The organism is Sphingorhabdus sp. SMR4y, assembly GCF_002218195.1.
In the GTDB taxonomy this organism is placed as follows: Bacteria; Pseudomonadota; Alphaproteobacteria; order Sphingomonadales; family Sphingomonadaceae; genus Parasphingorhabdus.
The window spans coordinates 3432659-3456505 of the sequence record NZ_CP022336.1 but is presented as its reverse complement, the minus strand read 5'-3'; the positions used below and the strand labels follow the sequence as shown (position 1 = coordinate 3456505).

At 57.9% G+C, this 23847-nt stretch carries 20 protein-coding genes; 6 read left to right on the top strand and 14 right to left on the bottom strand.

The genetic code is table 11. The annotated features are described in order from the left end of the window. Window positions 1–12: 12 nt before the first annotated feature. From SPHFLASMR4Y_RS16695 to SPHFLASMR4Y_RS16645, 11 genes are all read right to left on the bottom strand, one after another. Window positions 13–1584: a sodium:solute symporter family transporter gene (locus SPHFLASMR4Y_RS16695; RefSeq protein ID WP_089134558.1), complete on the bottom strand. Its 1572-nt coding sequence runs from the start codon at window positions 1582–1584 to the stop codon at window positions 13–15. Between the two features lie 147 nt (window positions 1585–1731). Further along, window positions 1732–3042 (bottom strand): ammonium transporter, encoded by a 1311-nt coding sequence (locus tag SPHFLASMR4Y_RS16690; RefSeq protein ID WP_089134557.1) that lies wholly within the window; start codon window positions 3040–3042, stop codon window positions 1732–1734. A 16-nt stretch (window positions 3043–3058) separates the two neighbouring features. After that, the gene (locus SPHFLASMR4Y_RS16685) at window positions 3059–3397 is read right to left on the bottom strand and encodes a P-II family nitrogen regulator (RefSeq protein WP_089134556.1); all 339 of its coding nucleotides are present in this window, start codon (window positions 3395–3397) and stop codon (window positions 3059–3061) included. Between the two features lie 142 nt (window positions 3398–3539). Continuing rightward, the gene (locus SPHFLASMR4Y_RS17435) at window positions 3540–4370 is read right to left on the bottom strand and encodes a patatin-like phospholipase family protein (RefSeq protein ID WP_089134555.1); all 831 of its coding nucleotides are present in this window, start codon (window positions 4368–4370) and stop codon (window positions 3540–3542) included. Then, complete coding sequence (locus SPHFLASMR4Y_RS16675; protein WP_089134554.1) at window positions 4367–4579, bottom strand: DUF2007 domain-containing protein; 213 nt, start codon at window positions 4577–4579, stop codon at window positions 4367–4369. The genes SPHFLASMR4Y_RS17435 and SPHFLASMR4Y_RS16675 overlap by 4 nt, the downstream gene beginning before the upstream one ends. Window positions 4580–4582: 3 nt before the next feature. Continuing rightward, entirely contained in the window at window positions 4583–5140 is a 558-nt protein-coding gene (locus tag SPHFLASMR4Y_RS16670; RefSeq protein ID WP_089134553.1) for a pyridoxamine 5'-phosphate oxidase family protein, read from the bottom strand. A gap of 12 nt (window positions 5141–5152) precedes the next feature. Continuing rightward, window positions 5153–5659, bottom strand: a complete 507-nt coding sequence (locus SPHFLASMR4Y_RS16665) for a type II CAAX prenyl endopeptidase Rce1 family protein (protein WP_089134552.1) — start codon at window positions 5657–5659, stop codon at window positions 5153–5155. Window positions 5660–5664: 5 nt separating this feature from the next. Next, window positions 5665–6198, bottom strand: coding sequence for a DUF924 family protein (locus tag SPHFLASMR4Y_RS16660; RefSeq protein WP_089134551.1), 534 nt, complete (start codon window positions 6196–6198; stop codon window positions 5665–5667). Between the two features lie 22 nt (window positions 6199–6220). Then, window positions 6221–7648, bottom strand: coding sequence for a metalloprotease TldD (tldD, locus tag SPHFLASMR4Y_RS16655; protein WP_089134550.1), 1428 nt, complete (start codon window positions 7646–7648; stop codon window positions 6221–6223). A gap of 48 nt (window positions 7649–7696) precedes the next feature. Further along, window positions 7697–7906 (bottom strand): zinc-finger domain-containing protein, encoded by a 210-nt coding sequence (locus tag SPHFLASMR4Y_RS16650; protein WP_089134549.1) that lies wholly within the window; start codon window positions 7904–7906, stop codon window positions 7697–7699. 68 nt (window positions 7907–7974) lie between these two features. Continuing rightward, on the bottom strand, window positions 7975–8517 hold the full coding sequence (locus SPHFLASMR4Y_RS16645) for a DUF4402 domain-containing protein (RefSeq protein ID WP_089134548.1): 543 nt from the start codon (window positions 8515–8517) through the stop codon (window positions 7975–7977). Between the two features lie 408 nt (window positions 8518–8925). Between SPHFLASMR4Y_RS16645 and SPHFLASMR4Y_RS16635 the strand changes: the two genes are divergently transcribed. Both SPHFLASMR4Y_RS16635 and nadB read left to right on the top strand, forming a co-directional pair. Then, window positions 8926–9864 carry an ABC transporter ATP-binding protein gene (locus SPHFLASMR4Y_RS16635; RefSeq protein ID WP_089134546.1) on the top strand — a complete coding sequence of 313 codons (939 nt, stop codon included), beginning with the start codon at window positions 8926–8928 and terminating at the stop codon, window positions 9862–9864. Then, entirely contained in the window at window positions 9861–11453 is a 1593-nt protein-coding gene (nadB, locus tag SPHFLASMR4Y_RS16630; protein WP_089134545.1) for an L-aspartate oxidase, read from the top strand. Before SPHFLASMR4Y_RS16635 ends, nadB begins: the two co-directional genes overlap by 4 nt. 36 nt (window positions 11454–11489) lie before the next feature. On the opposite strand, the gene SPHFLASMR4Y_RS16625 is transcribed toward nadB, so the two are convergent. Both SPHFLASMR4Y_RS16625 and SPHFLASMR4Y_RS16620 read right to left on the bottom strand, forming a co-directional pair. After that, window positions 11490–12500 carry an NAD(P)-dependent alcohol dehydrogenase gene (locus SPHFLASMR4Y_RS16625; protein WP_089134544.1) on the bottom strand — a complete coding sequence of 337 codons (1011 nt, stop codon included), beginning with the start codon at window positions 12498–12500 and terminating at the stop codon, window positions 11490–11492. Between the two features lie 117 nt (window positions 12501–12617). Next, window positions 12618–14837, bottom strand: a complete 2220-nt coding sequence (locus SPHFLASMR4Y_RS16620; protein WP_260807014.1) for a penicillin acylase family protein — start codon at window positions 14835–14837, stop codon at window positions 12618–12620. 159 nt (window positions 14838–14996) lie between these two features. Here SPHFLASMR4Y_RS16620 and clpB point away from each other — a divergent pair, with 159 nt between their 5' ends. The 4 genes from clpB (at window position 14997) to SPHFLASMR4Y_RS16600 (ending at window position 20592) form a co-directional block, all read left to right on the top strand. Continuing rightward, entirely contained in the window at window positions 14997–17576 is a 2580-nt protein-coding gene (clpB, locus tag SPHFLASMR4Y_RS16615; RefSeq protein ID WP_089134543.1) for an ATP-dependent chaperone ClpB, read from the top strand. A gap of 49 nt (window positions 17577–17625) precedes the next feature. Then, window positions 17626–18738 (top strand): membrane dipeptidase, encoded by a 1113-nt coding sequence (locus tag SPHFLASMR4Y_RS16610; RefSeq protein ID WP_089134966.1) that lies wholly within the window; start codon window positions 17626–17628, stop codon window positions 18736–18738. Window positions 18739–18806: 68 nt separating this feature from the next. Next, on the top strand, window positions 18807–19832 hold the full coding sequence (locus SPHFLASMR4Y_RS16605; RefSeq protein WP_089134542.1) for a hypothetical protein: 1026 nt from the start codon (window positions 18807–18809) through the stop codon (window positions 19830–19832). Between the two features lie 49 nt (window positions 19833–19881). After that, entirely contained in the window at window positions 19882–20592 is a 711-nt protein-coding gene (locus SPHFLASMR4Y_RS16600; RefSeq protein WP_186265990.1) for a 2OG-Fe(II) oxygenase, read from the top strand. A gap of 91 nt (window positions 20593–20683) precedes the next feature. Here the strand turns inward: SPHFLASMR4Y_RS16600 and SPHFLASMR4Y_RS16595 are convergent, their stop codons facing one another. Continuing rightward, window positions 20684–23647 carry a TonB-dependent receptor domain-containing protein gene (locus SPHFLASMR4Y_RS16595; protein ID WP_089134540.1) on the bottom strand — a complete coding sequence of 988 codons (2964 nt, stop codon included), beginning with the start codon at window positions 23645–23647 and terminating at the stop codon, window positions 20684–20686. Between the last annotated feature and the right edge of the window lie 200 nt (window positions 23648–23847).

Here is a 23847-nt window from a genome sequence, read left to right as displayed (position 1 = left end):
TGGCCGAGCGGCCTATACTCTCTCGATCGACAGAGAGATCAGGATGATCAGGCAAACGAACAGGGTCAGACCTGTCGTTACGAGGAGGACGTGGCTCGGCGGGACACTTTCCACTGTCCGGTCGGCGGCACCGGCAAGCGGCATTTTCCTGCTCGCCAGTGACAGCGCCATCGCAACAGAGAGCGTCACGATCAATCCGATCACATTCCACCACATCCAGAACAGGCCGGGCTGGAACTGCCAGAAATAGAGATTGAGCGCGACACCGGCGAGAAAGCCGATATTGCTGCTCAAAACGGTTCGCCGCTTCCACAGGATCGCGAGCAGGAACACGCCCAGAACCGGCCCGTATAGCGCCGATCCGACCTTGTTGATCGCTTCGATGACGGTGGAGGAAATATCCCCTGAATAGACAGAGAAATAGAGGATCAGACCGCCCCAGAGCAGCGCCAGCAGGCGCGCTATTCTGACTTCCCGCCGCGGATCGCCGAGATGCAGGCCGAACCCTTTCATATCCTCGATGGTTACCGCCGAAAGCGAATTGACCGCCGAACTCAGCGTCGACATCGCCGCCGACATGATCGCGACCAGCAGCAGGCCGATGATACCGTGGGGGAGAAATTCGAGGATGAAAAAGGGCATCAGATAGTCCGGACGGTCATCCGGGATGAGCGAGAGAAAGGCACTGTCGCCCGCCGCAATCACGCCGACCGCCAGGCCGGTAACGCAGTAGAGGAGTGTTACGGGGAAGCGCAGCAAGGCGTTTGCGGTGAGCAATTTGCGGATATCCCCGAGGCTTTTCGCCGACAGCGACCGCTGCGCCTGGGTCTGGTCGCAGGCATAATAAGACACATAGAGCACAAAGCCGCCGAACAGCATCGGCAAGAGGGCAAATTCGTCGGTCACCAGCCCGGCATAGCTCCAGTCGACGACCCGCAACCGTTCGGGGTCGATGCTCGCCCAGAATATGTCGAACCCGCCGATGATCGTCATCGCATAGGCCAGGCAGACCAGCAGGCCGAACACGATCAGCACCATCTGGATCGCATCGGCATAGACCACCGCGCGGATGCCGCCGAGAAAGGAATAGATTATGGTGATGATACTGATCGCCAGTACCGACTGGAGAAACGGAACGCCCAGCACCGCCTCGATGATGATGCCGGTCGTATAGACCATGATACCGGTGCCAAAAGCGCGCACGATCTGGAAAGAGATGCTGATCAGGACACGGGTCGACCGACCGATCCGCTGCTCGAGGAAATCGAAGATGCTGATCACGCCGGACCGGTAGAGCGGCGGCATGATCACGAACATCACCAGCAACATCGCCAGCGGCAAGGCAAATTCAAAGGTCAGCCATTTCAGTCCGCCGCCTTCCCGCAGGCCGACAAAGGCCGGCGCGGAGATGAAGCTGATCGCGGACAATTGGGTGGCCATCGCCGACAGGCCGAGCGGAAACCAGCCGATCCCCTTGTTGCCGAGAAAATAGTCCCCCTCGTCATTCTGCTTGCTGAGGAACATTCCGAACATCAGCATCGCCGCAAGATAGCCGATGACCACGATATAATCGAAGCTGTTCATAGATCCGGTGCACAACCCGTTCTGAATTACTGATAAAAAAAAGGCCGGGATGCTCTCACATCTCCGGCCCTAAAGTTGTTTGTTCGCAGGAGGAACAAGGTTAGGCGCCGACCCGATTTTGGGAGGAGAAGGCCGGCGCCAAACTGGTTAGCCCTTGGCAAATTCCGGGTAGGCTTCGACGCCCACTTCGGCGATATCCATTCCGAGCATTTCCTGCTCTTCGGTCGGACGGACACCAAGGGTGAATTTCAGAGCGAACCAGATGATCGAGCTGGTGATCAGCACGAAGACACCGGTTGCGACCACACCGGTCAGCTGCGCGACAAACGGCACTTCGGTGTTGGTAAGAGGAACGATCAGCGTGCCCCAGATACCGGCCAGAAGGTGGACCGGAATGGCGCCGACAACATCGTCAATCTTGAGCTTGTCGAGCAAGGGAACCGCGAAGACCACGATCGCACCACCGATGCCGCCAATGAACAAGGCTGCAGGAACGGATGGCGTCAGCGGCTCTGCGGTAATCGAGACAAGCCCGGCCAGCGCGCCGTTGAGGGCCATCGTGACGTCGATTTTCTTGTAGATGAGCTGCGTCAGGATGATCGCGACTACTACACCACCAGCTGCGGCCATGTTGGTATTGACGAAGATCTTGGAAACGTCGCTGACATCACCGATCGTGCCCATGGCAAGCTGCGATGCGCCGTTGAAGCCGAACCAACCGAGCCACAGGATGAACGTACCCAGGGTAGCAAGCGGAATGCTCGAACCGGGCATGACCGTGATCTTGCCGTCAACATAGCGACCCAGGCGGGGGCCAATGATCAAGGCACCGGCGAGAGCAGCCCAGCCACCGGTCGAGTGGACCAGCGTGGAACCGGCAAAGTCACTGAAGCCCATGGCGTCGAGCCAGCCAGCACCCCATTCCCAGCTCACGATGACGGGATAGATGAACCCGGTGAGAACGAAAACGAAGATGAAGAACGGAATAACTTTCACGCGTTCCGCTACGGTACCGGAAACGATCGATGCCGTGGTTGCGCAGAAAACCATCTGGAAGAACCAGTCTGACGCGACCGAATAGCCGGTGTCGACATCCGCATCACCCACGCCCTGCATGGCGTAAGGGAAATCGGCGATACCGAAATAGCCGCCTTCGAAGCCCGGATAGGCAATCGAATAGCCGATGAACCAGAACATGATACCGGCGATCGAATAGAGGCCGATATTCTTCAGACATTGCATCGAAACATTTTTGGAACGCACGAGGCCGGCTTCGAGCATCGCGAACCCGGCGGCCATCCACATGACAAGGAACCCGCCAAGAAGGAACAACAGGGTATTGAAGATATAGGCTGTGTTGGCACTGGGGTCGGCCACTTCAGCCGCCTCCTGTGCCAGCGCGGGCGCGGCCGCAGCCATCACCGCCAGCCCTGCGGAAATTGTTAGAAATTTTCTCATTGTCATGATTCCCCGATTAAATTGCTGTGTCGCCGGTTTCGCCCGTGCGAATACGCACGGCGTCTTCCAGACCGATTGTGAAAATCTTGCCGTCGCCGATCGACTCCGTACCGGCGGCAGATTGAATGGCCTCAACCGCCTGCGCTGCGACAGCGCTGCTGCACGCCACCTCGATTTTCAGCTTCGGAACCATGTTGGTGGTATATTCCGCACCGCGATAGACTTCCGTCTGGCCCTTTTGCCGACCGAAGCCCTTGACTTCGGTTACGGTCATGCCGGTCACACCGACACCGGTCAGCGCTTCGCGAACATCGTCAAGCTTGAACGGTTTGATTATGGCTATGATAAATTTCATTACGCCCCCTATTGTTGTTACCAGGGGACACCTCGCAAGGCCCGTGCCAGAATCGGAAACCTTTGGAATCAAGGGATTTTCAGAAAATCGCGCCGCTTAAGAAAGAGTAAATTTTGTGCAATGCAGCACGAGTGCACAATTTTTAGGCAGTGCGCTCCGCCATTTTCGCGATTATTTGGGGTATGACCTTTTCGGTCTCGCGGCGGCCGATGTCGATCAGTTCCTCGGCGCGGGTGAAGTTCTGGATGTCGATATGACCGACCGGCGGCGACATCGCAAAATCGGGGGGATCGAGCGCCAGCGAATAGCGCCCGAGATTGCGCAAGGACAGGCCGACCGATGCCTTGACGATCGCCAGGCTGTTCGGTTCCTTGTTGCCCTGTTCGGCAATTCCGGCGGCGATCGAGCGATTGAGGAAGTCGTCCTGCAGATTGACCGACAGGCACAGCGCCTCGGGTGCCAGGGCCCGCACCGGCGACACCGGCACCGGCAGGGCCGCTCCGCCGTCGACCAGCAGCCGCCCTTCATGCTGCACCGGTTTGAAAATGCCGGGCAAGGACATGGATGCACGGATCGCCGGCACCAGCTTGCCCGATTTCATCACGATCGTATCGCCGGTGCGCAGGTCGGCGGCCACCGCAGCGATCGGGAAAGGCAGGTCCTCGAAGCAAAGCTGGCCGAATTCGGTTTCCAGTTCTTTCTCGATATTGCGCGCGCCCATGACCGCGCCGCGCTTGAAATGCGGGTCCATGAATCGCAGCATATTGCGGAAATTGACGTTGCGAGCCATATCCTCGAGATAGTCGAGTTTGCCCACCGCATAGCTGGCACCTGTGATCGCCCCGATGGATGTGCCCGCGATTGCCGCAATTTCCAGCGGACTATCGTCAATCGCCCGCAACACGCCGATATGGGTCCAGCCGAGCCCCGCGCCGCCGCCCAGGGCCAGGGACAGTTTGCCGGCGCCGCTCATAGCGAAACATCCTCCGCCAATATCGCCCTGGCTTCCGCCAGATCCTCGGCCAGCACCATTACCCGCGCCGGCAAGGCTATGCCCGCGCCTTCGGCAATATTGACATTGCTGTCGAAACAAACCGCGCCGATACCGGCAGATTCCAGACGCCCGCGGATGATCTCGGCTTCAACACCATGCATATGGCGGGACAACTCGACCAGACTCATCGCCTACTGCTCGCCAAAATAGCGATCCGAAGCCCGCGTTGGCAGACCGTCGATGCTTTTGACCCGGCCTGCGGTCTTGGCCACCCAGGCTTCCGGATCGGCCTGGCGGTGATATTTGACCAAGGTCTCGCGCTCGGCCTGCATTTCCATCCGCGGCACACCCCAGCCGCAACTGGTCTGGATATTGTCCACCTGGATGTCGAAAATCTGGCGGGTGCCGGGCAGGATATCAAAATGTGCGGCCAGTCCGTCCCAGCCTTCATCCTGCGGCAGCACCGGCTTGCCCGTGCCATAGAGCCGCATGATCAGCGCCGGATTGGAAAAATTGTTGAACATGATGGTGATCCGGCCATCGGCGACCAGATGGGCGTGGGTTTCATTGCCCGAGCCACCGAGGTCAAGATAGGCGACGCGGTCAGGGCCGAGTACGCGAAAGGCATCATAGCCCTTGGGCGAAAGATTGATCCGGCCGTCCGCTGCGGCGGTGGCAACAAAGAACATCGGTTGCTTTGCAATGAACGCCACATGGTCATCATTCAGTGCATCAAAAAATTCCGCCATGCCTCACCCTTCTCAGTAAAATGGTCCGCCGAACAACAGCTTCCAGACCAACACCAGCAACCAGTGAATCACAATCACAGGCCATAGGGACTGCGAAACAATCCGGATATGGGTCAATACTATGCCCAGGATGAACGTAGCAAACAGAAACGAAGGTTGCAGGAAAATCGCCGACCAGGCTGGCCCGAAGGTCAGGGCCTGAAACGGATGCCAGAGCATGAACAGAAAGGCCGAAAGCCAGCTACCCCAACGCTGTGAAAAGGTCGCGAGCCAAGACAGGAGCGCACCGCGAAAGACCAGTTCTTCGACCAGCGCCGGAACAATCAACAGGATCAGGGCGGCCGACAGGACCGAGCGCAGATCGAGTGCCGGTTCCCAGCGGAGCCACCCACCGATAAACCCGGCCAGCGCGATAATAGCTGCCGCCGGTAGGGCAATCGCGAAAGCGGCTTTCCAGCGACCGGCATCGGGCCAGACGGTCAAAGCACGCCAGGTCTGCTTGACCGCTGCAATCAGCATCGGCGTTACCAGCTCGCCCCGGCATCGACCGCCGCCTGCTCTCCGGCGCGAAACTGGCGCCCGAGAACCGTGTTGCGATGCGGGAAACGTCCGAATTTCGCGATTACGTCGCGATGCTCATTGGCATATTTCTCATTGCTGCCCAATTTGGTGAACAGGGTGACAGACCGGTTCTGCAAATGCAGATCTTCGGCATGCATGAACGGCATATAGAGAAAGGCCCGCTGATCCTCGGGTAATTTCTGGTCCAGTTCCCGATCGACTGCCTTTTCGGCAATCTGCTGTGCCAGATGATCGGTCGAATAGGCATCGGCACTATCGCGAAACATATTTCGCGGGAACTGGTCAAAGAGGATGACGGCAGCCAGAGCGGTTTCCGGAGACGTAAGAAAATCGTCCGCAGTCTTCGCTTTCTGCTCTTCCCAAAGTTCCAGGAACTGCTCCTTGATCTGTTCGTCCGTGGCATCGCTGCCGGTCCACCATTGTTTCGGATCCAGTTGATCAAACCAGAAAGACACTATTTCAGCGGGCCAGTTCATGGAGACGCTATCCATCCTCTCGTCAAGCAGTGCCACCGACGGTCAGGGAGTCGACCAGCAAGGTCGGCTGGCCAACACCGGCCGGCACGGACTGCCCGCCCTTGCCGCACATGCCGATGCCCTCGTCGAGCGCCATGTCATTGCCAATACCGGAAACCTTGGTCAGCACGGTCGGGCCATCGCCGATCAGCGTTGCCCCCTTGATCGGTGCGCCCAACTTGCCGTTTTCGATCTTGTAGGCTTCGGTGCACGAGAAAACGAATTTGCCCGAGACAATATCCACCTGCCCGCCGCCAAAGCTCTTGGCGTAGATGCCGTTCTTGACCCGGCTCATCAATTCGTCGGGATCATCCTGCCCGCCGCGCATGAACGTGTTGGTCATCCGCGGCATCGGTGCATGGGCATAGCTTTCGCGGCGTCCGTTGCCGGTGGCCGGCACGCCCATCAGGCGGGCGTTCAGGCGGTCCTGCATATAGCATTTCAATATGCCGTCCTCGATCAGGACATTTTCCTGGGTCGGCGTGCCTTCGTCGTCGATGCTGAGCGAACCGCGCCGTTCCTTGATCGAACCGTCGTCGACGACTGTGACACCCGGGGCGGCCACGCGTTCGCCGATCTTGCCGGAGAAGGCGCTGGTGCCTTTTCGATTGAAATCGCCTTCGAGGCCATGGCCGATTGCTTCGTGCAATATGATCCCGGGCCAGCCGGGGCCCAGCAGAACGGTCTGTTCGCCGGCCGGCGCATCGACACTTTCCAGATTGACCAGAGCCTGCGCCAGAGCCTCGTCGACCGCACGGTTCCAGCGCGCTTCCTCGAACAGGTCGTTGTAGAGATACCGTCCGCCCATGCCGAAGCTGCCGCTTTCCCGGCGACCATTTTGCTCTGCAACAATAGAAACATTGAGCCGCACCAGAGGCCGCACATCGGTGGCTACGAAACCGTCGGGACGGACAATTTCGACGACACTCCAGCTGCCGGAAAGGCCGACAGACACCTGCGAAACGCGGGGATCGCGCGCGCGGGCGGCCGTGTCGATCTGCTGGCAGAGGGCGACCTTTCTGGCGAAGGGAATCGCCTCCAGCGGATTGGCTTCGCCATAAAGATGGCGATTATTGCCCCGTGGTGGCGGGGCTTTCTGGTCCTTGGCAGGATCGAGCAATTGCAGGGTCTGGGCCGCGCGCCTGATCGCGGCTTCGCTGGTCTCGTTGCTATAGGAGAAACCTGTCATCTCTCCGGACACGCCGCGCAGGCCGAACCCGCTGTCCGTACTGTAGTCTGCGGTCTTCAGGCGACCATCGTCAAAACCAAAACTCTCTACCGCACTATATTGCAGATAGAGTTCACCATCGTCGCATGCCGACAGGCTGTCGGCGACGAGCGCTTTGGCGCGCTCCGGATCAAGGCCATCGGGACGATATAGAAACGAGCGGGGATCAAGCTTATCTGTCATCCGCTATATATAGAAATATATTGGAGAGCTTGCACCCCCTATGTCGGATTAATCTTCGGACAGCGCCGGGGAAACATCTGCGGGGCCGCCGGTCAGCACGAATCGCCGGTCGCAATAGCCGCACTCGACATAGCCTTTTTCATCAATTTCCAACCAGACACGGGGATGGCCCAGCGCAGCGCCGCCCGGAATATCGGTCGCTCCGTCACAGGATACGCGTTTCTTGGAGGTTTTGACGATTTCGGGTGTTTCGATCATGCCGGTGAATTAGCAACAGAGTTGCGGGTGCGCAATATGTTCTGACGCCCGCCGGTGATGATCCCCTGTCATTGATATTCGACGGTCATGATGAAGGACCCGCGATAGGCCCCTGTCTGCTGATTGCCATTCACGCGCAACCGCCCCCCGACCGTCAGATCATAGATGCCGAGCGTCCCCAGCAGGCCGCGCACGAAAGTGTTGAAATTCCGGTTTCCGTTACCGATCGCCAGCCGATCAATCCGCATCTGGTCGGTGCCGTTCGTATGGGTCACCGTCAAGGATCCGGGGATCGATATCTCTACTATCTGGTTCGGCCCGCCGTAGATTATGAATTTGGCCGGGCCTCTCACTCCGCCGGCAAGCGTTGCATCGCCGGTGGTCGACACATTGCCGTTTCGGGTATCAATGGTCACGGTGCCGTTACGAGTGCCGGAAATGATATTGCCATAACGCAGGTCCTCGGTCTTGACCACGGACAACGGACCGATGGTCACGGCCCGGGCGTCACTGTTGGCAGCCTGGGCGAAGGCGGCCGGCGAACCCGTCAAAACGACAAGCACGACAATAAGGCCACCAATCAGGCGCGGTAAGATTTGTTCTCTGGTCATCACAAAATCTGTCCTATATCGGTTGTTGCTCTCCCTAGACAGATTGTCGTAACTTTACCTTTATCCGCATGGTTAAAATCGTGGTAACCTTTCAAGATAATGATGCAAATTGTTGATATTACTTGGTAATGGACCACATTTCGCAATCAACAAGCTTATCTGAAAAGCTGGCAACGGGCCGGATGCGCATTGGTCTTCCTGACAGACGCGCGAGCCGGCAGACCCGACACGACCGCCGCGACAAATCGCCAGTCTGGCGATCATCCGCTGGTTCCGCACCGCATGGGTGGTCCCGAACCCGCAACCGGGCAGGAGTATCCACGCCGGTTTGCGCCGCCCGCTCGCCTTCTCGGCAGCGCCCCAGCCAAAGCCTTTGATTATGAGAATTAATATGGGTATGCCGCCCGAATGAATGATGCAGCGATTTCGATAGACAGACTGTCCAAAACCTACGCCGGTGGCAAACAGGCCTTGAATGATGTCAGTTTCGACGTGCCGCGTGGCTCTATCTTCGGGCTTCTGGGCCCCAATGGCGCAGGCAAGTCGACACTGATCAACATCCTCTCCGGCATGGTCCGCAAGACCGGCGGTAACGCCAGCATCTGGGGATTCGACATCGATGACAGTCCGCGCAACGCCAAGGCCTCGATCGGAATCGTGCCGCAGGAGATTATTTTTGATCCCTTTTTCACACCTTCCGAGGCGCTGGAAGTGCAGGCCGGGCTCTATGGCGTTCCCAAGGCCAAGCGCCGGACGATGGAATTGCTGCGCGCGGTGCACTTGGAAGACAAGGCCGATGCCTATGCCCGCACCCTGTCGGGCGGTATGAAGCGCCGGCTTCTGGTAGCCAAGGCCATGGTCCACTCGCCGCCGATTCTGGTTCTCGACGAACCCACAGCGGGCGTCGATATTGATTTGCGACAGCAGCTCTGGGAATATGTCGTGGAGCTCAACAAAGCCGGTGTCACCATCGTGCTGACCACCCATTATCTAGAGGAAGCGGAAAATCTCTGCGACCGCATCGCGATTATCAACCACGGCAAGCTGATCGCCAACAAGCCGACTCCCGAACTGGTCGACATGGCGCGGGAAAAGCTGGTCGAGCTGACGCTGGACCGCGACATCAGCGAAGCGCAGGATGCGATTTCCTTTGCCAATGACCTGTTCGAAAAGGCCGAAATCATCGGCCCCCGAACGGTTGCGGTCACCTATAACAAGGACCGGACCAATGCCGGCGGCGTTATGGCAGCAATCCAGGAACGGGGATTTGCGATCGTCGATGTCACGACAAGGGAAGCGGATCTTGAGGATGTGTTTCTCAACCTGACCCGCGCCAAAGCGGCGTGAATCACGACGTCATCATTGTCGGATCCGGCGCGGCCGGACTGAGCGCAGCCATCACGCTGGCCCGCACCCACAAGGTGCTGGTGCTGGCCAAGGGCGAACTGACCGGCGGTTCCACCGCCTGGGCGCAGGGCGGAATTGCCGCCGTGCTCGACGCGGGCGATACGTTCGACAATCACATCAACGACACGATGGTCGCAGGGGCTGGCCTCAATCGCCGCGAAACCGTTGAATTTGTTGTTGAAAATGCGCCAGCCGCGATTGCGCGGCTGGAAGATATGGGCGTGCCGTTCAACAAGGAAGCGGAAGTCCTTCACCTGACCCGCGAGGGTGGGCATAGCCACCGCCGGATCGTCCATGTCGATGATGCCACCGGCTGGGCGGTGCAGGAAGCGTTGCAGAATACCGCTGCGGCGCACCCCAATATCACGCTGCGGCCGCATATGGTGGCGATTGACCTGATCGTCGATCGTCACGCCGAAATACCGACCGGCGCGAAGAATGTCTGGGGCGTTTACGCGCTGAATAATGAAACCGGCCATGTCGAGACTCTGACCTCGCGCGCGACAATCATGGCCAGCGGTGGCGCCGGCCGGACCTATCTTTTCTCGACCGCGCCGCGCGGCGCGACCGGTGACGGCATCGCCATGGCCTGGCGCGCCGGCGCGCGGGTTTCCAATATGGAGATGATGCAGTTCCACCCGACCTGTCTCTATAATCTGGAAGTCAAGAATTTCCTGATCACCGAAGCAGTGCGCGGCGAAGGCGGGCATCTGAAATTGCCCGATGACGCGGGCGATGAAGCCGGCGACCGGTTCATGCAGCGCTTCGATCCGGAGCGGATGGAACTGGCCCCGCGCGACATCGTGGCCCGCGCCAATGACCACGAGATCAAGCGGCTCGGGCTCGATTATGTCCATCTGGATATTTCGCACCGCGATCCCGAATTCGTGAAGGGCCATTTCCCCAATATCTATGACAAGCTGATCGGGCTGGGTATCGACATGACGACCGGACCGATCCCGGTCGTGCCGGCGCAACATTATACCTGTGGCGGCATCCTGATCGATCTGGCGGGTCGCACTGACCTGCCCGGCCTCTATGCGGCTGGCGAGTCGAGCGAAAGCGGCCTGCACGGCGCCAACCGTCTGGCCTCCAACAGCCTGCTCGAATGTTTCGTCTTCGGCGACGCTGCGGCGCGCGATATTGCCGAACATTGGGATACACTCCCTGCCCCGCCCGCGATCCGGCCCTGGGACGAAAGCCGCGTCACCGACAGCGACGAGGAAGTGGTGATCAAGCAGACCTGGACCGAAATCCGCCGCTTCATGTGGAATTATGTCGGCATTGTCCGCACCACCAAGCGGCTTGAGCGGGCCCAGAACCGCATCAATCTGCTGCGCGAGGAGGTCGAGGAATATTACAGCAATTTCCGCGTGACCCAGGATCTGATCGAGCTACGCAATTTGATCGAGGTGGCGGATTTGATCGTGAAATCAGCGCTGGCGCGCAAGGAAAGCCGCGGGCTGCATTATATTACCGACTATCCGGACCTGCTACCCGAGCCGGTGGATACGGTGCTGGTGCCTTAGACCGGATTCCAGCCCGTTCGATCGCAGGCACTCGCGTCAATTATCCAGCACGATACGATAGCGCGCATCACCGCTCTCCAGATGCGCCAGCGCCTCATTGATCTTCTCGAAGGGGAAATGCTCGGTGGCCACCTTGATGTCATGGCGTGCGCAAAATTCAAGCATTTCGGCAATGGTCTGGGGACTCCCGACCAATGAGGAAGACAGCGACAATTGGGCAAACATCAGCGGCATGAGCTGCAACTCGGCAGGCACAGCCTGAACGCCCAGAAAATGCAATCGGCCTTTCGGCTTCAGCATGGCGATAATGGCATTCCAGTCCAGCGCCACATCGACCGTGCTGAGAATCACGTCAAAGCTGCCCGCAGCCGCGGCTATGGCTTCAGGGTCGCGGGAATTGATGACATCATGGGCACCGAAAGCCATGGCTTCGTCTTTTTTGGACGCACTGGAAGTCAGTGCCGTGACATGGCAGCCCCAGGCTTTGCCGAATTGCAACGCCAGATGCCCGAGACCGCCGATGCCCAATACGGCAATGCGGTCGGTTGGCTTGATGTCGAATTTCACAAAGGGATTGAAGACGGTAATTCCCGCACAGAACAAGGGTCCTGCGTCCCGAGAATCAAGCCCGTCCGGCAACTTGATGACGCTAACCCCCGTTGCCCGGACAATATCGGCAAAAGCCCCATGCCGACCCGCTGACACCGTAGATTGCACGGATTCACAGAGATTGTGATCGCCATTCAGGCACTGCCGGCAGGTCATGCAATAATGCGAATGACCGCCCAGCCCGACCCGGTCGCCCTTCTTGACATGTGTCACTTCAGGGCCCGTCTCGATCACGGTGCCGGTGGCTTCATGACCACCGACAAAAGGAAACTCGGTAATGCCCCAGGCATTGTTCCGCAAACTCAGGTCGGTATGGCACAGACCGCAATGCTCGACCCTGATATCGATATCGTTGGAACCCAGTGGCCCCAATTGATATTCGAACGGTTCCAGCCGGTTTCCGGCTTGATGGGCTGCAAATGCCTTTACAGTGCGCATGTTGGGGATTCTCCTGTGCTCGCGATCTGGTTTTGCGCGAACCTGTCATATCCCGAAGTTTTAAGACACTGTCATATCAGGTGAGCCGGAAGGTCATGGCCATCATCGACGAGATGATCATTTCGCCGTTTTACCAGTTGATCGCACCACCTTATCGCTCGTCTTGTGCTTCTCTAAATCGGCCGGATCAAACCAGACCGGTTTCAGCTTCTTGTCGACGAACAATTGCATCTGGTCGGTGTAATGCGGGGAATCCGGGCGCGTAGTCGCAGCACCAAAGGGCTGGATAGAACGGGAGCGGACCTTGCCGTCCTTTGCCCATTCGATGAACATGATGAAGCTGTCGCCGTGGCGTACGCTCAACCGGCCGTCTTCCTCTACATCCCAGAGCGTCGAGGCGCGGATCGTGTCGTTGCCGCCGTCGACCGGAAGATCGACATCCCCTTGGCGCATTCTGAGCACATCCAGCATCGGCGGATCGATCTGGCCGAAATATTGGCTCAGATGGTCGACCGTATCTTCCAGTATCTGTCGCGGGTCGGGCATTGTACCCCGGTTGTAATGCGACTTGTTGGCAGGGCGCAGCACCATCAGCGCGAGCGCGTCTGCCGGTCCCTTGCCGTCGAGATTCCAGTCCCACTGGGCCAGCAGTTGCTGCGCCTTGAGCAGTTTCGCACTGTCTTTCAGATCGAGCGAGGCAATCCTGTCCAGCCAGTCTTTCGCATAGCCGGCCTTTTCATAGCCAGTGTCATATTTGATCGCCCACAATTCGGCGTCACTGATCTTGCCGTCGGCATTGGCGCGTTCGAGCAAGGCAATCGAGCGGCGCGACCGGTTGGTCTGGTCATCTTCGACGCCGAGCAGCGGCGAAAAATTATTCCGTTTGAGTTCGTCGCCCGGACCCGCCGCGATATAAGGCGTGTTGTTTGCATTCATGACATAGCCGGAAGCCGGATTGACCAGCGCCGGCACACGGGTGAACGGTAAAGCCCCTTGCCACAGGGTCGCAGATGTATCGCCGGGCAGTACCGTCCGCCAGTCATGGCCTTCCGGCCGGTCGGGGAACATCGCGTTATAGTACATCCCGATATTGCCATCGGCATCGGCATAGATGAAATTGGTCGCGGGAACGCCCTGCCCCGCCATCGCCGCCTGCCATTCGTCGAAATTGCTCGCCTTGTTGATCCGGTAATATTGGGTCAGCATGTCGAGCTGGTCGATACCGGCATAGCGCAGCGCATAGGCGCCGCTGTCGTTGATGATCACCGGCCCGTGAATCGAGCGATAGGCGACCTGCGGATAGGGAATGACGAAGGGGCCGAACTTGATTTTCAGCCAGACGCGCTTTTTCTCGAGCGGCTTCCATTCACCGTCAAAACGGTAGGCGTCTTTGTCGTCGTTCAGCGTCAGCTTGTAGATATCGACCAGATCGGGCCGGTTGACGGTATTGGTCCAGCCCAGATATTTGTTATGCCCCAGAAACGGGAACGGCGATCCCGGGAAATTGGCCCCGGCGAAGTCCCATCCCTCTTCGCTGTGCACGACCAGCTCGTACCAGGCGACATTCCCGCGCAGCGGCTGGTGCGAATTGGAGATCAAGCGGGTCTTGCCTTCCGGCGAGAGCTCCGGCGCAAGCGCATAAGCGTTGGAACCGTTTTCATCCGGATCCGGTCCGACGGGCGTAGCGGTCTGGTCGTTGATCAGCTTGTCCGGGCTGAGCGGATGGATCGAGCTTTTGACCGGTTCCCCGGAAAGACGCGGACCACCTTCTCGTGGCAGCGGCTTGTTCTGCACCAGCGCTTCGATCGGATTGTTGAGACCGAAGAAAAAGGGCGAGCGCAGCACGAAACCGGCGGCGATATCCTGGCCATTGACCGGGAACAATTTCGCCAGCTTCACCTCGTCGGGATGTTCCGCGGCATAAGCATTGAGCCCGGATGCATAGCCGTCAAGCACCGCGCGCACATCGGCCGGCAATTGATCATATTTGCGGTTCACCGTACCGCGCACATCCAGCAGAGCCGCAATATAATCAATCGGCGCGCTCTCGGAGCCGTTGAGTGTTGCCATCCGGCCCCGCGTCATCGCGGTGACTTCCTGAAGGGTCGAGAAATCATCCTCGCTATGGGCGTAGGCGACGCCATAGGCGACATCGGCATCGGTCTTGCCGAATATATGCGGCACACCAAATTCGTCGCGGACAATGCGCGCTTCATAGGAGCCTTCGGGCGGCGGCGCAGATTCCGCAACGCTCATCGGTTCCCAGACAGCAAGGCCGATAGCCAACAGCACGATGAGCGCGAGCAGCCCGATCCCCAGACGCTTAAGTGTTTTCACGTATTTTATCCTCTCTGCCGGCACCATAAACCATGGGCTCTTTTACACTCGAAAGCGCTTACCATATAAGTTTCAAGGAAAAAGTCATGAATATGGTTGTGTTGCACGACTGCAACACCATATTTATCACAAGACACTGAGACGAAACAGGATGAACCGATGAACCTTGAGAAATTCACCGATCGCGCCAAGGGCTTTTTGCAATCCGCCCAGACCGTTGCAATCCGGATGAGCCATCAGCAGATTACCGCCGCGCATCTGGCGAAGGCATTGCTGGAAGACGACCAGGGCATGGCTGCGGGCTTGATCACCAAGGCCGGTGGCGATGCCAAAAAGGCCCATCAGGAAATTGATGCGGCGCTCGCCAAGATACCTGCGGTTTCGGGCGGTGGAGCCCAGCAGACGCCCGGCCTCAACAATGACGCGGTTCGGGTGCTCGACCAGGCCGAACAGATCGCCGAAAAAGCCGGAGACAGCTATGTCACGGTCGAACGGCTGCTGCTTGCGCTGCTGCTGTCAAAAGACACGGAGGCGGGCAAGGCGCTGCTGTCTTCGGGCGTAACCGCCGAAGCGCTGAACACGGCGATCAACGATTTGCGGGGCGGCCGCACGGCCAATACCGCGTCCGCCGAAGATGCCTATGAAGCAATGGAAAAATATACCCGGGACCTGACCCAGGCCGCGCGCGACGGCAAGCTCGACCCCGTCATCGGCCGCGACGAGGAAATCCGGCGCACGATCCAGATTTTGGCGCGCCGCACCAAGAACAATCCGGTGCTGATCGGCGAACCCGGCGTCGGCAAGACCGCCATCGCCGAAGGCATGGCGCTGCGCATTGCCAATGGCGATGTGCCCGACAGCCTGAAGGATCGCCGCCTGATGGCGCTCGACATGGGGTCGCTGATTGCCGGCGCGAAATATCGTGGCGAGTTTGAGGAACGGCTGAAAAGCGTGCTCGACGAAGTGCGCGGGGCCGAGGGCGAGATCATCCTGTTCATCGACGAGATGCACACATTGGTCGGCGCGGGCGCGTCGGAAGGATCGATGGACGCTTCCAATCTGCTCAAGCCGGCTCTGGCGCGCGGCGAGCTGCACTGCATCGGCGCGACCACGCTCAACGAATATCAGAAATATGTCGAAAAGGACGCCGCGCTGCAGCGTCGCTTCCAGCCTGTCTTCATTGGTGAACCGACCGTGGAAGACACGGTTTCGATCCTGCGCGGACTAAAGGAAAAATATGAACTGCACCACGGCGTGCGGATCACCGACGGCGCGATTGTCAGCGCAGCGGCGCTTTCCAATCGCTATATTCCGGACCGTTTCCTGCCCGACAAGGCTATCGACCTGATGGACGAAGCGGCGTCGCGCATCCGGATGGAAGTCGAATCCAAACCGGAAGAAATCGAAACGCTCGACCGGCGGATCATCCAGCTGAAGATCGAACGCGAAGCCTTGTCCAAGGAAAGCGACGATGCGTCCAAGGGGCGTCTGGAAACGCTCGAGAAAGAACTGGCCGAGCTCGAACAGCAGAGTGCCGAGCTGACCACGCGCTGGCAGGGCGAGAAAGACAAGATCAATGCCGAGGCAGATCTCAAGGAAAAGCTCGACCACGCACGGCTTGAACTGGAGCAGGCCGAACGGGCCGGCGATCTCGCCAAGGCCGGCGAGCTGAGCTACGGCACCATTCCCAATCTGGTAAAGGCACTGGAAGAGGCCGCTGGCGATACCGAAGGCGCGATGCTCCGCGAGGAAGTGACCTCCGAGGATATTGCCGCCGTGGTTTCGAAATGGACCGGCATTCCGGTCGACAAGATGCTCGAAGGCGAACGCGAGAAGCTGCTGGCGATGGAAGATATTATCGGCAAACGGGTGATCGGCCAGAAGGACGCGGTTGCCGCTGTGTCGGCCGCCGTCCGTCGCAGCCGCGCCGGCCTGCAGGACCCTAACCGGCCGCTGGGCAGCTTCCTGTTCCTCGGCCCCACCGGCGTCGGCAAGACCGAACTGACCAAGGCGCTGGCCGGATTCCTGTTCGACGATGACCAGGCGATGGTCCGCATCGACATGTCCGAATTCATGGAAAAGCACAGCGTCTCACGGCTGATCGGCGCCCCTCCGGGCTATGTCGGCTATGACGAAGGCGGCGTGCTGACCGAAGCGGTGCGCCGGCGTCCCTATCAGGTGATCCTGTTCGACGAGGTCGAAAAGGCGCATGGCGACGTGTTCAACGTGCTGCTGCAGGTGCTCGACGACGGGCGACTGACCGACGGTCAGGGCCGGGTGGTGGACTTCTCCAACACGCTGATCATCCTTACCTCCAATCTCGGCAGCCAATATATGGCGAATATGAAGGATGGCGAGACTGTCAAGGATGTCGAGCCGCAGGTAATGGAAGTCGTCCGCGCGCATTTCCGGCCCGAATTCCTGAACCGGCTGGATGAAATCATCCTGTTCCACCGGCTGGCCGAGGAACATATGGCGCCGATTGTCGATATTCAGGTCCTGCGAGTGCAGAAACTGCTCAAGGACCGGAAGATCGAACTCGACCTCACAGATGCCGCCCGGCGCTGGCTGGGACGGGTTGGTTATGATCCGGTTTACGGCGCACGCCCACTGAAGCGGGCGATCCAGAAATATCTTCAGGATCCGCTAGCTGACATGATCCTGCGCGGAAATGTGCCGGACGGCAGCACGGTCAAGATCGATGAAGGTGATGGTGCGCTGAAGATGGAAACCGCATGACAATCAGCCGCCGGGCATTCATATTGCAGGGATGGACACCCTGCAATCCATGTCCCGGCGGTCGTTTCTCGGCATGACCGCTCTGTCTGCCTTGACCAGCAGCAGCGGGATAGCGGCCGCACGAAGCCTGGCCGCGACAATTCCCTCTGCCCCGATAATCGACGGCCTCAGCTTTCTGCCGGAGAATCTGGATGAAATCCGGCAGGCCGGATTGTCGGCAATGATATGCGATGTATCAAAAGTCGAGGAAGTTCGCGATGCGGACGGAACACCGCGGTACCAGCGTAATTTTGGCGTGAACGACGCGGCACTGGACGCCGCTATCGGTCGCATAGAAGCCAGCGACCGGATCTTCGTTGCCAAACGCGGCAGCGACATCGGATCGAGGCCGGGCTGCGCCGCCTTTTTGCAATTCCAGTCCTGCGAAACCATCGGCGAAGACCTTCGCCGGATCGCATATTTCCACAGCAAGGGCCTGCGCGTCCTGCAACTGACGCACCATAATGACAACAAGTTCGCCGGCGGCGCGATCGAACGCGAACAGAGCGGGCTGACCGAACTCGGGCGCGCCGGAATTGCCGAGATGAACCGGGTCGGCCTGTTGCCCGATGTCTCCCATGGCTCGGTGTCAACCATATCGGAAGCCGCGACGGCGAGCCAGTCGCCTGTTGTCTACTCCCATGGAGCCTGCCGGGCGATAGTCGATCACCCTCGCTGTATCACCGATGACGGAATTCGCGCCATTGCCGACAGGGGCGGTGTCATCGGCATATTCATGATGAGTTTCTGGCTGACCACCGACAGTCGCCCCAGGATCGATCATCTGATCGCGCATATCCGGCATGCAATCAATATCGGCGGCATTAACGCCGTCGGAATCTCCAATGATTTCCCGATGGCGGGACAGGAAAACCTGCGCAAGTTGAACAATGACAATCAGGAAGGCGTCAAGGAATATCTCGGCTGGTGGCAGGCCATGCAAAAGCTCGGTATCCCCGGCTATGAGGCGGATCCGGAGCATGTCGTCATCCCGGAACTCAACAATCTGTCCCGCATGATGACGATCCGCAAGGCTCTTTTGGAAGACGGCTTCAGTCAGGCAGACGTCACGAAAATCATGGGCGGGAACTGGCAGCGCGTGCTCGTCGACGTTCTCGGATAGCCCGAAACCGGCATCGAACTGATCCTGCCTATTGTAGGATCAGCCATTTCCCCGCATTATGGGTCATCATGACTTCAGCCACAGAAATAGCCCGTAATGCAGAATTCCTCGCCCATCGTTACGATGAAGCCAGCCAGGCGTTTCAATTTGTCGGACTGACCCGTGACCAGCACCGGCGCTGCACCTTCCTGACCGACGAGTATATTCCCGAGGATAGCCAGCGGATGATGATCCGGTCGGCAGACATCGATCTCGATCACACTGCGCTGGCACCGGTTGATTTCATCTTCCATTCGGCCTTCGCCTGCTCGACCATGCTGGCCCGCGCGCTTGATATCGAGGGCGTGTCCATGGGCCTGAAGGAACCGATAGTTCTCAACGATCTGGTCGGAATGAAACGGCGCGGCGCCGGCCCGACGAAGCTCGCCCCGGTTCTCGATCAGTCCATTGCCCTTCTCGCACGGCCTTTTTCCAGCGGCGAAAAAATCATCGTCAAACCGTCCAATATCGTCAATTGTCTGGCCCCCTCGGTCCTCGATATGCGGCCCAAGTCCAAGGCATTGCTGTTGCACGCCCCGCTAAAGTCCTTTTTGCGCTCGCTTGCGGCAAAGAATATGTGGGGCCGGATATGGGCCCGGGAGAATGTCATCGGCATCATGGAGGACCAGGATCTGGTCAGTGGCTTTGCTTCGGCCGATCTGCTGCGTTTGACCGATATCCAGATTGCGGCTGTAGCATGGCTCTCGGAACATGCGCGTTTTGCCAAAATTGTCCGCCATTATGGCAATGATCGGATCAGAACTCTCGATAGCGAGATTTTCTTGAACAACAAGAAGGGCACAATTGCCAGCCTCGCAGCATTTTTCTCGCTGGATTTGGATGACGACCGGCTCGAGAACATCCTCGCCGGTCCGGCCTTCACGCAACATTCCAAGGATTTTTCCAAATTTGATGCGGAAGCACGGCAGGAACAGCATGCAACTTTTGATGATGCGCATGGTGAAGAGATTGAAATGGTCGTGCAATGGGCTGCAGCGGTTGCTCAAAGCCAGAACATATCGCTGGAGCTGCCGTCACCATTGCTTTCACCCTGAATAGAGGCCGAATAAGAAGATGATTCCCGAACAAAATCCAGGCTTTCGCTTGAATCCCGATCTTGATATCGCAGACTTGGCCAAGCGGTTCAAAGCACAGGGTCGGATACAGATATGCAATGCGCTGCACGGCAATACCGCTGAATTTTACAGGGCGATCCTGCAGCAGGGAACCCCATGGGGTCTGGCGTGGCAAGTTGGTGCAGAAGGACCGAAAGCCCTGCGCTTTGCCGAGACTCAGGCTCTCTCCGCTACCGACAAGCAGAAGATATATCAAAGAGCGGGCGAAGCGGTAGGCAGGGGAGAATATGGTTTTATCTACAATCAATATGCGATGCTGACTGCCTATCTGGAACAGTGGGATCCGCCCCATCCGCTCAATCGGTTGCTGGAACATCTCAATGACCAGCCATTTCTCAATCTTATCCGCCAGGTCACTGGTGTTCAGTCCGTGATCAAGGCCGAGGCTCAGGCCACCTGCTTCGAACCGGGCCATTTCCTGACAGAGCATGACGACCTGCACAGCAGAGATCCAAGGCGCGTGGCTTATGTCCTCAACCTGACGATACCGGAATGGAAGTCGGAATGGGGCGGTTTTCTGAACTTTTTCGATGCGCATGGCAATATCGAGGCTGGGTTCAGGCCGATCTTCAACAGCCTCAATCTGTTTCTGGTGCCACAGCGACATTCGGTGTCTTATGTTGCGCCCTTTGCACCGGTGGGGCGCTACGCGATCACCGGCTGGGCAATGGATCCCTGACCGCTAGCTTCGATCTGAAAATTCCATTCTGGCAATAAAAAAGGCGGGCTCGAAAGCCCGCCTTCTTTTTATCCTTCAGTATCAGCTGCGATTAGAAGCGCAGACGAACACCGGTGTAATAACGTCGACCGAAGACGTCATAGACATCAGCAGCGGTATCGGAACCGGTCACGTTGAACGGCGTACCGGTCAGAATGTTCGGTGCATCTTTGTCGAGCAGGTTATCAACACCAAAGTAGAACTCGAACTTCTCGGTGACGTAGAACGAGGTGTTCATGTCCAGCAAGAAATAGGCTGGTACCGAGTAAGCTTTGGGTCCGTCGAACTGGTCATCTTCGTAGGACTTGCCGATGAAGGTACCGGTAAATCCAACCTTGAAGTCATCGGTCGAGTAGGTCGCGTTCGCGGTGAAGCGATCTTTGGCCGTACCGATTTCACCTGCCGATGGATCAGCATCTGCAGTTGGCAAGGAGAAGAAGTCGTTCTTGATCACGTGCGTGTAGGCACCGCGAAGAGAGAGACGATCGCCAGCGGTCAGACCAAGTGGCGTGCTCCAGGACGCGGTAACGTCAACACCCGACGTTTTCAGAACAGCAGCGTTAACCTGCAGGGCGTTGATCAGATCGATCGAACCCACGCTGTTAACCGCTGTGCCTGCCTGACGACGAACGATCAGATCACAGAAGGTTGAGTTACCTTCATCATAGCACTGCTGAAGCGAGAACTGCCGTGGGAAGCCCGAAATTACGTCGGTGATTTCGATGTTGTAGTAGTCGGCAGTAATCGTCAGGTTACCCAGTGCAGGGATCGAACGTGGTGACAGAACCGCACCAACGGTCCAGGAGTCAGCGGTTTCTTCGAACAGGTCGGGGTTGCCGCCGTTGAAGCCCGAGATACCCTGAATGTCAGCCTGGTTAAGCGTGAACGTACCGTTTGCTGCGATGTTGGCTGCAACGCCAGCATCAGCCCGGCAATTGTCGCCGGTTGCACCGCCGCCAGTTGCACCAATGCCTTCGCAAGGATCGATCAGACCCGATGGGAACGTCTGCGAAAGACCCGCAAACAATTCACCGATGTTCGGAGCGCGAACAGCACGAGCATAGGTACCGCGGATCCGGAGATCATCAATTGGCTGCCATGTAGCCGTACCGTTGTAGCTCACAACCGAACCAACCGTGGAGTAATCGGAAACACGGATAGCACCACCAACTTCGAGAAGCTGGAAGCCTGGCGTATCAGCCAAGATCGGAACCTTGATTTCAGCAAAGGCTTCTTTGACGTCGAACGAACCGCTGGTGTCCGGCAGAACGTTACCGGCATTCAGACCCTGGTTTGTCAGAGCATCGTTATCGGAGAAAGACGATTCTTTCCGATATTCAACGCCAACAGCAATGCCAAGCGGACCAGCAGGCAGGTCAAGCAGCGTACCGGAAAGGTTACCCTGAAGAACCTGCTGTTTCAGGCCAGTCTGATAGGTGCCCTGTGCCTGGATGTAATCAACCGCGCCTTGCGAAATGTTACCGGCGCCGAAGATATTTGCAGGAACACAACCATTTGCACGAGCTTCAGCATCGATACAAATCGCATCGGTCGTCAGACCGTTGCCATTCAGATCGTTGACATCCGTCATGACCGCAAGCGCGTCACGGAAGTTGACAACATTAACCTGACCCGAAGAAGTCTGGTTTTCGTTCACCTGACCGTAGTTATAGCTTACGTCCCAGCGAAAACGGTCATCGAACAGACCGCCGTCGAAGCCGACTACGAAGCGATAGAAATCGCGTTCTGTCCGACCGGAGCGAGGACCAAATTCTGCCAGACGACGGACAAAGCCGATGTCACGCAGACCGTCGCCATTGCTATCCGCTGCCGCGTTCAGAATTTCGGTCGGAACAAACGGGTTGGCTACAATGGTGTTGGTGCCTGGCAGATAGTTTTCGACATTATATCCACCGTCGGTCGGGAAAATGCCGTTGGAACCACCGGACTCCAGCGGGAACGGTTCGATGATACGCGACGAAGACGTCTTGTTGAACGTACCTTCGAAGAAGAAGTTGATATCATCGCTCAGCGCATATTCACCGGCTGCAGCGAAAAGATAACGCTGAACAGGAACGGCAAGTGTACGGAACTGCTGGCGGTTGAAGCCGTTGGGGCCAATGCCTGGTCCGATGCTTGCATTACAGGTAGGTCCATTGGTGGTGAAGCAATCCTGCAGCTGACCGTTTGGAGCATAGGTGAAGGTTCCAGCCGGGGTAATGAAGCGGCCCTGTGGCGGGAAGCTGGAGAAGAACGGCTCGGTGTCCGTACCATAATCACCACCGAAGTAGATGGAGTCCAGAGCGTCGATCTGAGTGTTAGAACGCTGCTTGGAAAGCAGGCCTTCTTCATTCGAATAACCGAAGTGGACCATAATGTTGCCGTCGCCATCGGCGAAGTTCGTGCCAGCGGTTACGTTCAACTGGTACTTCGCGTCATCGCCCTGCTCGGTGATGCCATATTGTGCGTTGGCTTCGATACCTTCGAAGTTCGACTTGTATACGAAGTTGACAACACCTGCGACAGCGTCCGAACCATAGAGCGAGGAAGCGCCACCGGTCAGAATGTCGACACGCTCAACGAACTGAGTCGGGATGACGTTGAGATCGACAGTTGCGGAACCAGCAACCGATGCAACAACACGACGGCCGTTGATCAGAACCAGCGTACGGTCGGAACCGAGGTCACGAAGATCGACCGTTGCAACGCCGGTACCTGAAGTCAGGAACGCGGAGTTGGTACGGCTGAGGCCTGGCGTACCGAAAACAGGATTCTCAAGCAGAAGCTCCTGAACGTTGGTAACACCGGCATCGTCAATCGATTCAGCCGAGACAACCTGCAGCGGAGCAGCAGATTCGACGGTTGCCGACGCGATGCGCGAACCGGTAACAACAATGAGTTCGCCGGGTTGTTCATCAGCAGCGCCTGCTTCCTGCGCGAAGGCAGGTACAGATACCATAGCGATTCCCAGCACCATTGGTGCTACGGTCGCCTTTAGCTTCGTAAATTTTGTCATTATATTCCAGTCCCTTATTCTGGAGAAGCAAGCCACCATGGCCTGCCCCGGTTGTTGACCGGCGGCAATCTATGCGCCCCAAACGCAATAATTGTTCCGCCGAATTGGCGTTGCGATGCAACATCCGTGCCCGTGCTGTAAAGCTTCCGTTCAGCTCCCCGAGCGGATTTTGTAGACAATGTAACTATTTTGCCACAGTC

Excerpts from the sequence above, each read along its gene's own strand:
- SPHFLASMR4Y_RS16695 (WP_089134558.1), bottom strand. The coding sequence starts at position 1,584 with ATGAACAGCTTCGATTATATCGTGGTCATCGGCTATCTTGCGGCGATG.
- SPHFLASMR4Y_RS16690 (WP_089134557.1), bottom strand. The coding sequence starts at position 3,042 with ATGAGAAAATTTCTAACAATTTCCGCAGGGCTGGCGGTGATGGCTGCG.
- SPHFLASMR4Y_RS16685 (WP_089134556.1), bottom strand. The coding sequence starts at position 3,397 with ATGAAATTTATCATAGCCATAATCAAACCGTTCAAGCTTGACGATGTT.
- SPHFLASMR4Y_RS17435 (WP_089134555.1), bottom strand. The coding sequence starts at position 4,370 with ATGAGCGGCGCCGGCAAACTGTCCCTGGCCCTGGGCGGCGGCGCGGGG.
- SPHFLASMR4Y_RS16675 (WP_089134554.1), bottom strand. The coding sequence starts at position 4,579 with ATGAGTCTGGTCGAGTTGTCCCGCCATATGCATGGTGTTGAAGCCGAG.
- SPHFLASMR4Y_RS16670 (WP_089134553.1), bottom strand. The coding sequence starts at position 5,140 with ATGGCGGAATTTTTTGATGCACTGAATGATGACCATGTGGCGTTCATT.
- SPHFLASMR4Y_RS16665 (WP_089134552.1), bottom strand. The coding sequence starts at position 5,659 with ATGCTGATTGCAGCGGTCAAGCAGACCTGGCGTGCTTTGACCGTCTGG.
- SPHFLASMR4Y_RS16660 (WP_089134551.1), bottom strand. The coding sequence starts at position 6,198 with ATGAACTGGCCCGCTGAAATAGTGTCTTTCTGGTTTGATCAACTGGAT.
- tldD (WP_089134550.1), bottom strand. The coding sequence starts at position 7,648 with ATGACAGATAAGCTTGATCCCCGCTCGTTTCTATATCGTCCCGATGGC.
- SPHFLASMR4Y_RS16650 (WP_089134549.1), bottom strand. The coding sequence starts at position 7,906 with ATGATCGAAACACCCGAAATCGTCAAAACCTCCAAGAAACGCGTATCC.
- SPHFLASMR4Y_RS16645 (WP_089134548.1), bottom strand. The coding sequence starts at position 8,517 with ATGACCAGAGAACAAATCTTACCGCGCCTGATTGGTGGCCTTATTGTC.
- SPHFLASMR4Y_RS16635 (WP_089134546.1), top strand. The coding sequence starts at position 8,926 with ATGAATGATGCAGCGATTTCGATAGACAGACTGTCCAAAACCTACGCC.
- SPHFLASMR4Y_RS16625 (WP_089134544.1), bottom strand. The coding sequence starts at position 12,500 with ATGCGCACTGTAAAGGCATTTGCAGCCCATCAAGCCGGAAACCGGCTG.
- clpB (WP_089134543.1), top strand. The coding sequence starts at position 14,997 with ATGAACCTTGAGAAATTCACCGATCGCGCCAAGGGCTTTTTGCAATCC.
- SPHFLASMR4Y_RS16610 (WP_089134966.1), top strand. The coding sequence starts at position 17,626 with ATGTCCCGGCGGTCGTTTCTCGGCATGACCGCTCTGTCTGCCTTGACC.
- SPHFLASMR4Y_RS16605 (WP_089134542.1), top strand. The coding sequence starts at position 18,807 with ATGACTTCAGCCACAGAAATAGCCCGTAATGCAGAATTCCTCGCCCAT.
- SPHFLASMR4Y_RS16595 (WP_089134540.1), bottom strand. The coding sequence starts at position 23,647 with ATGACAAAATTTACGAAGCTAAAGGCGACCGTAGCACCAATGGTGCTG.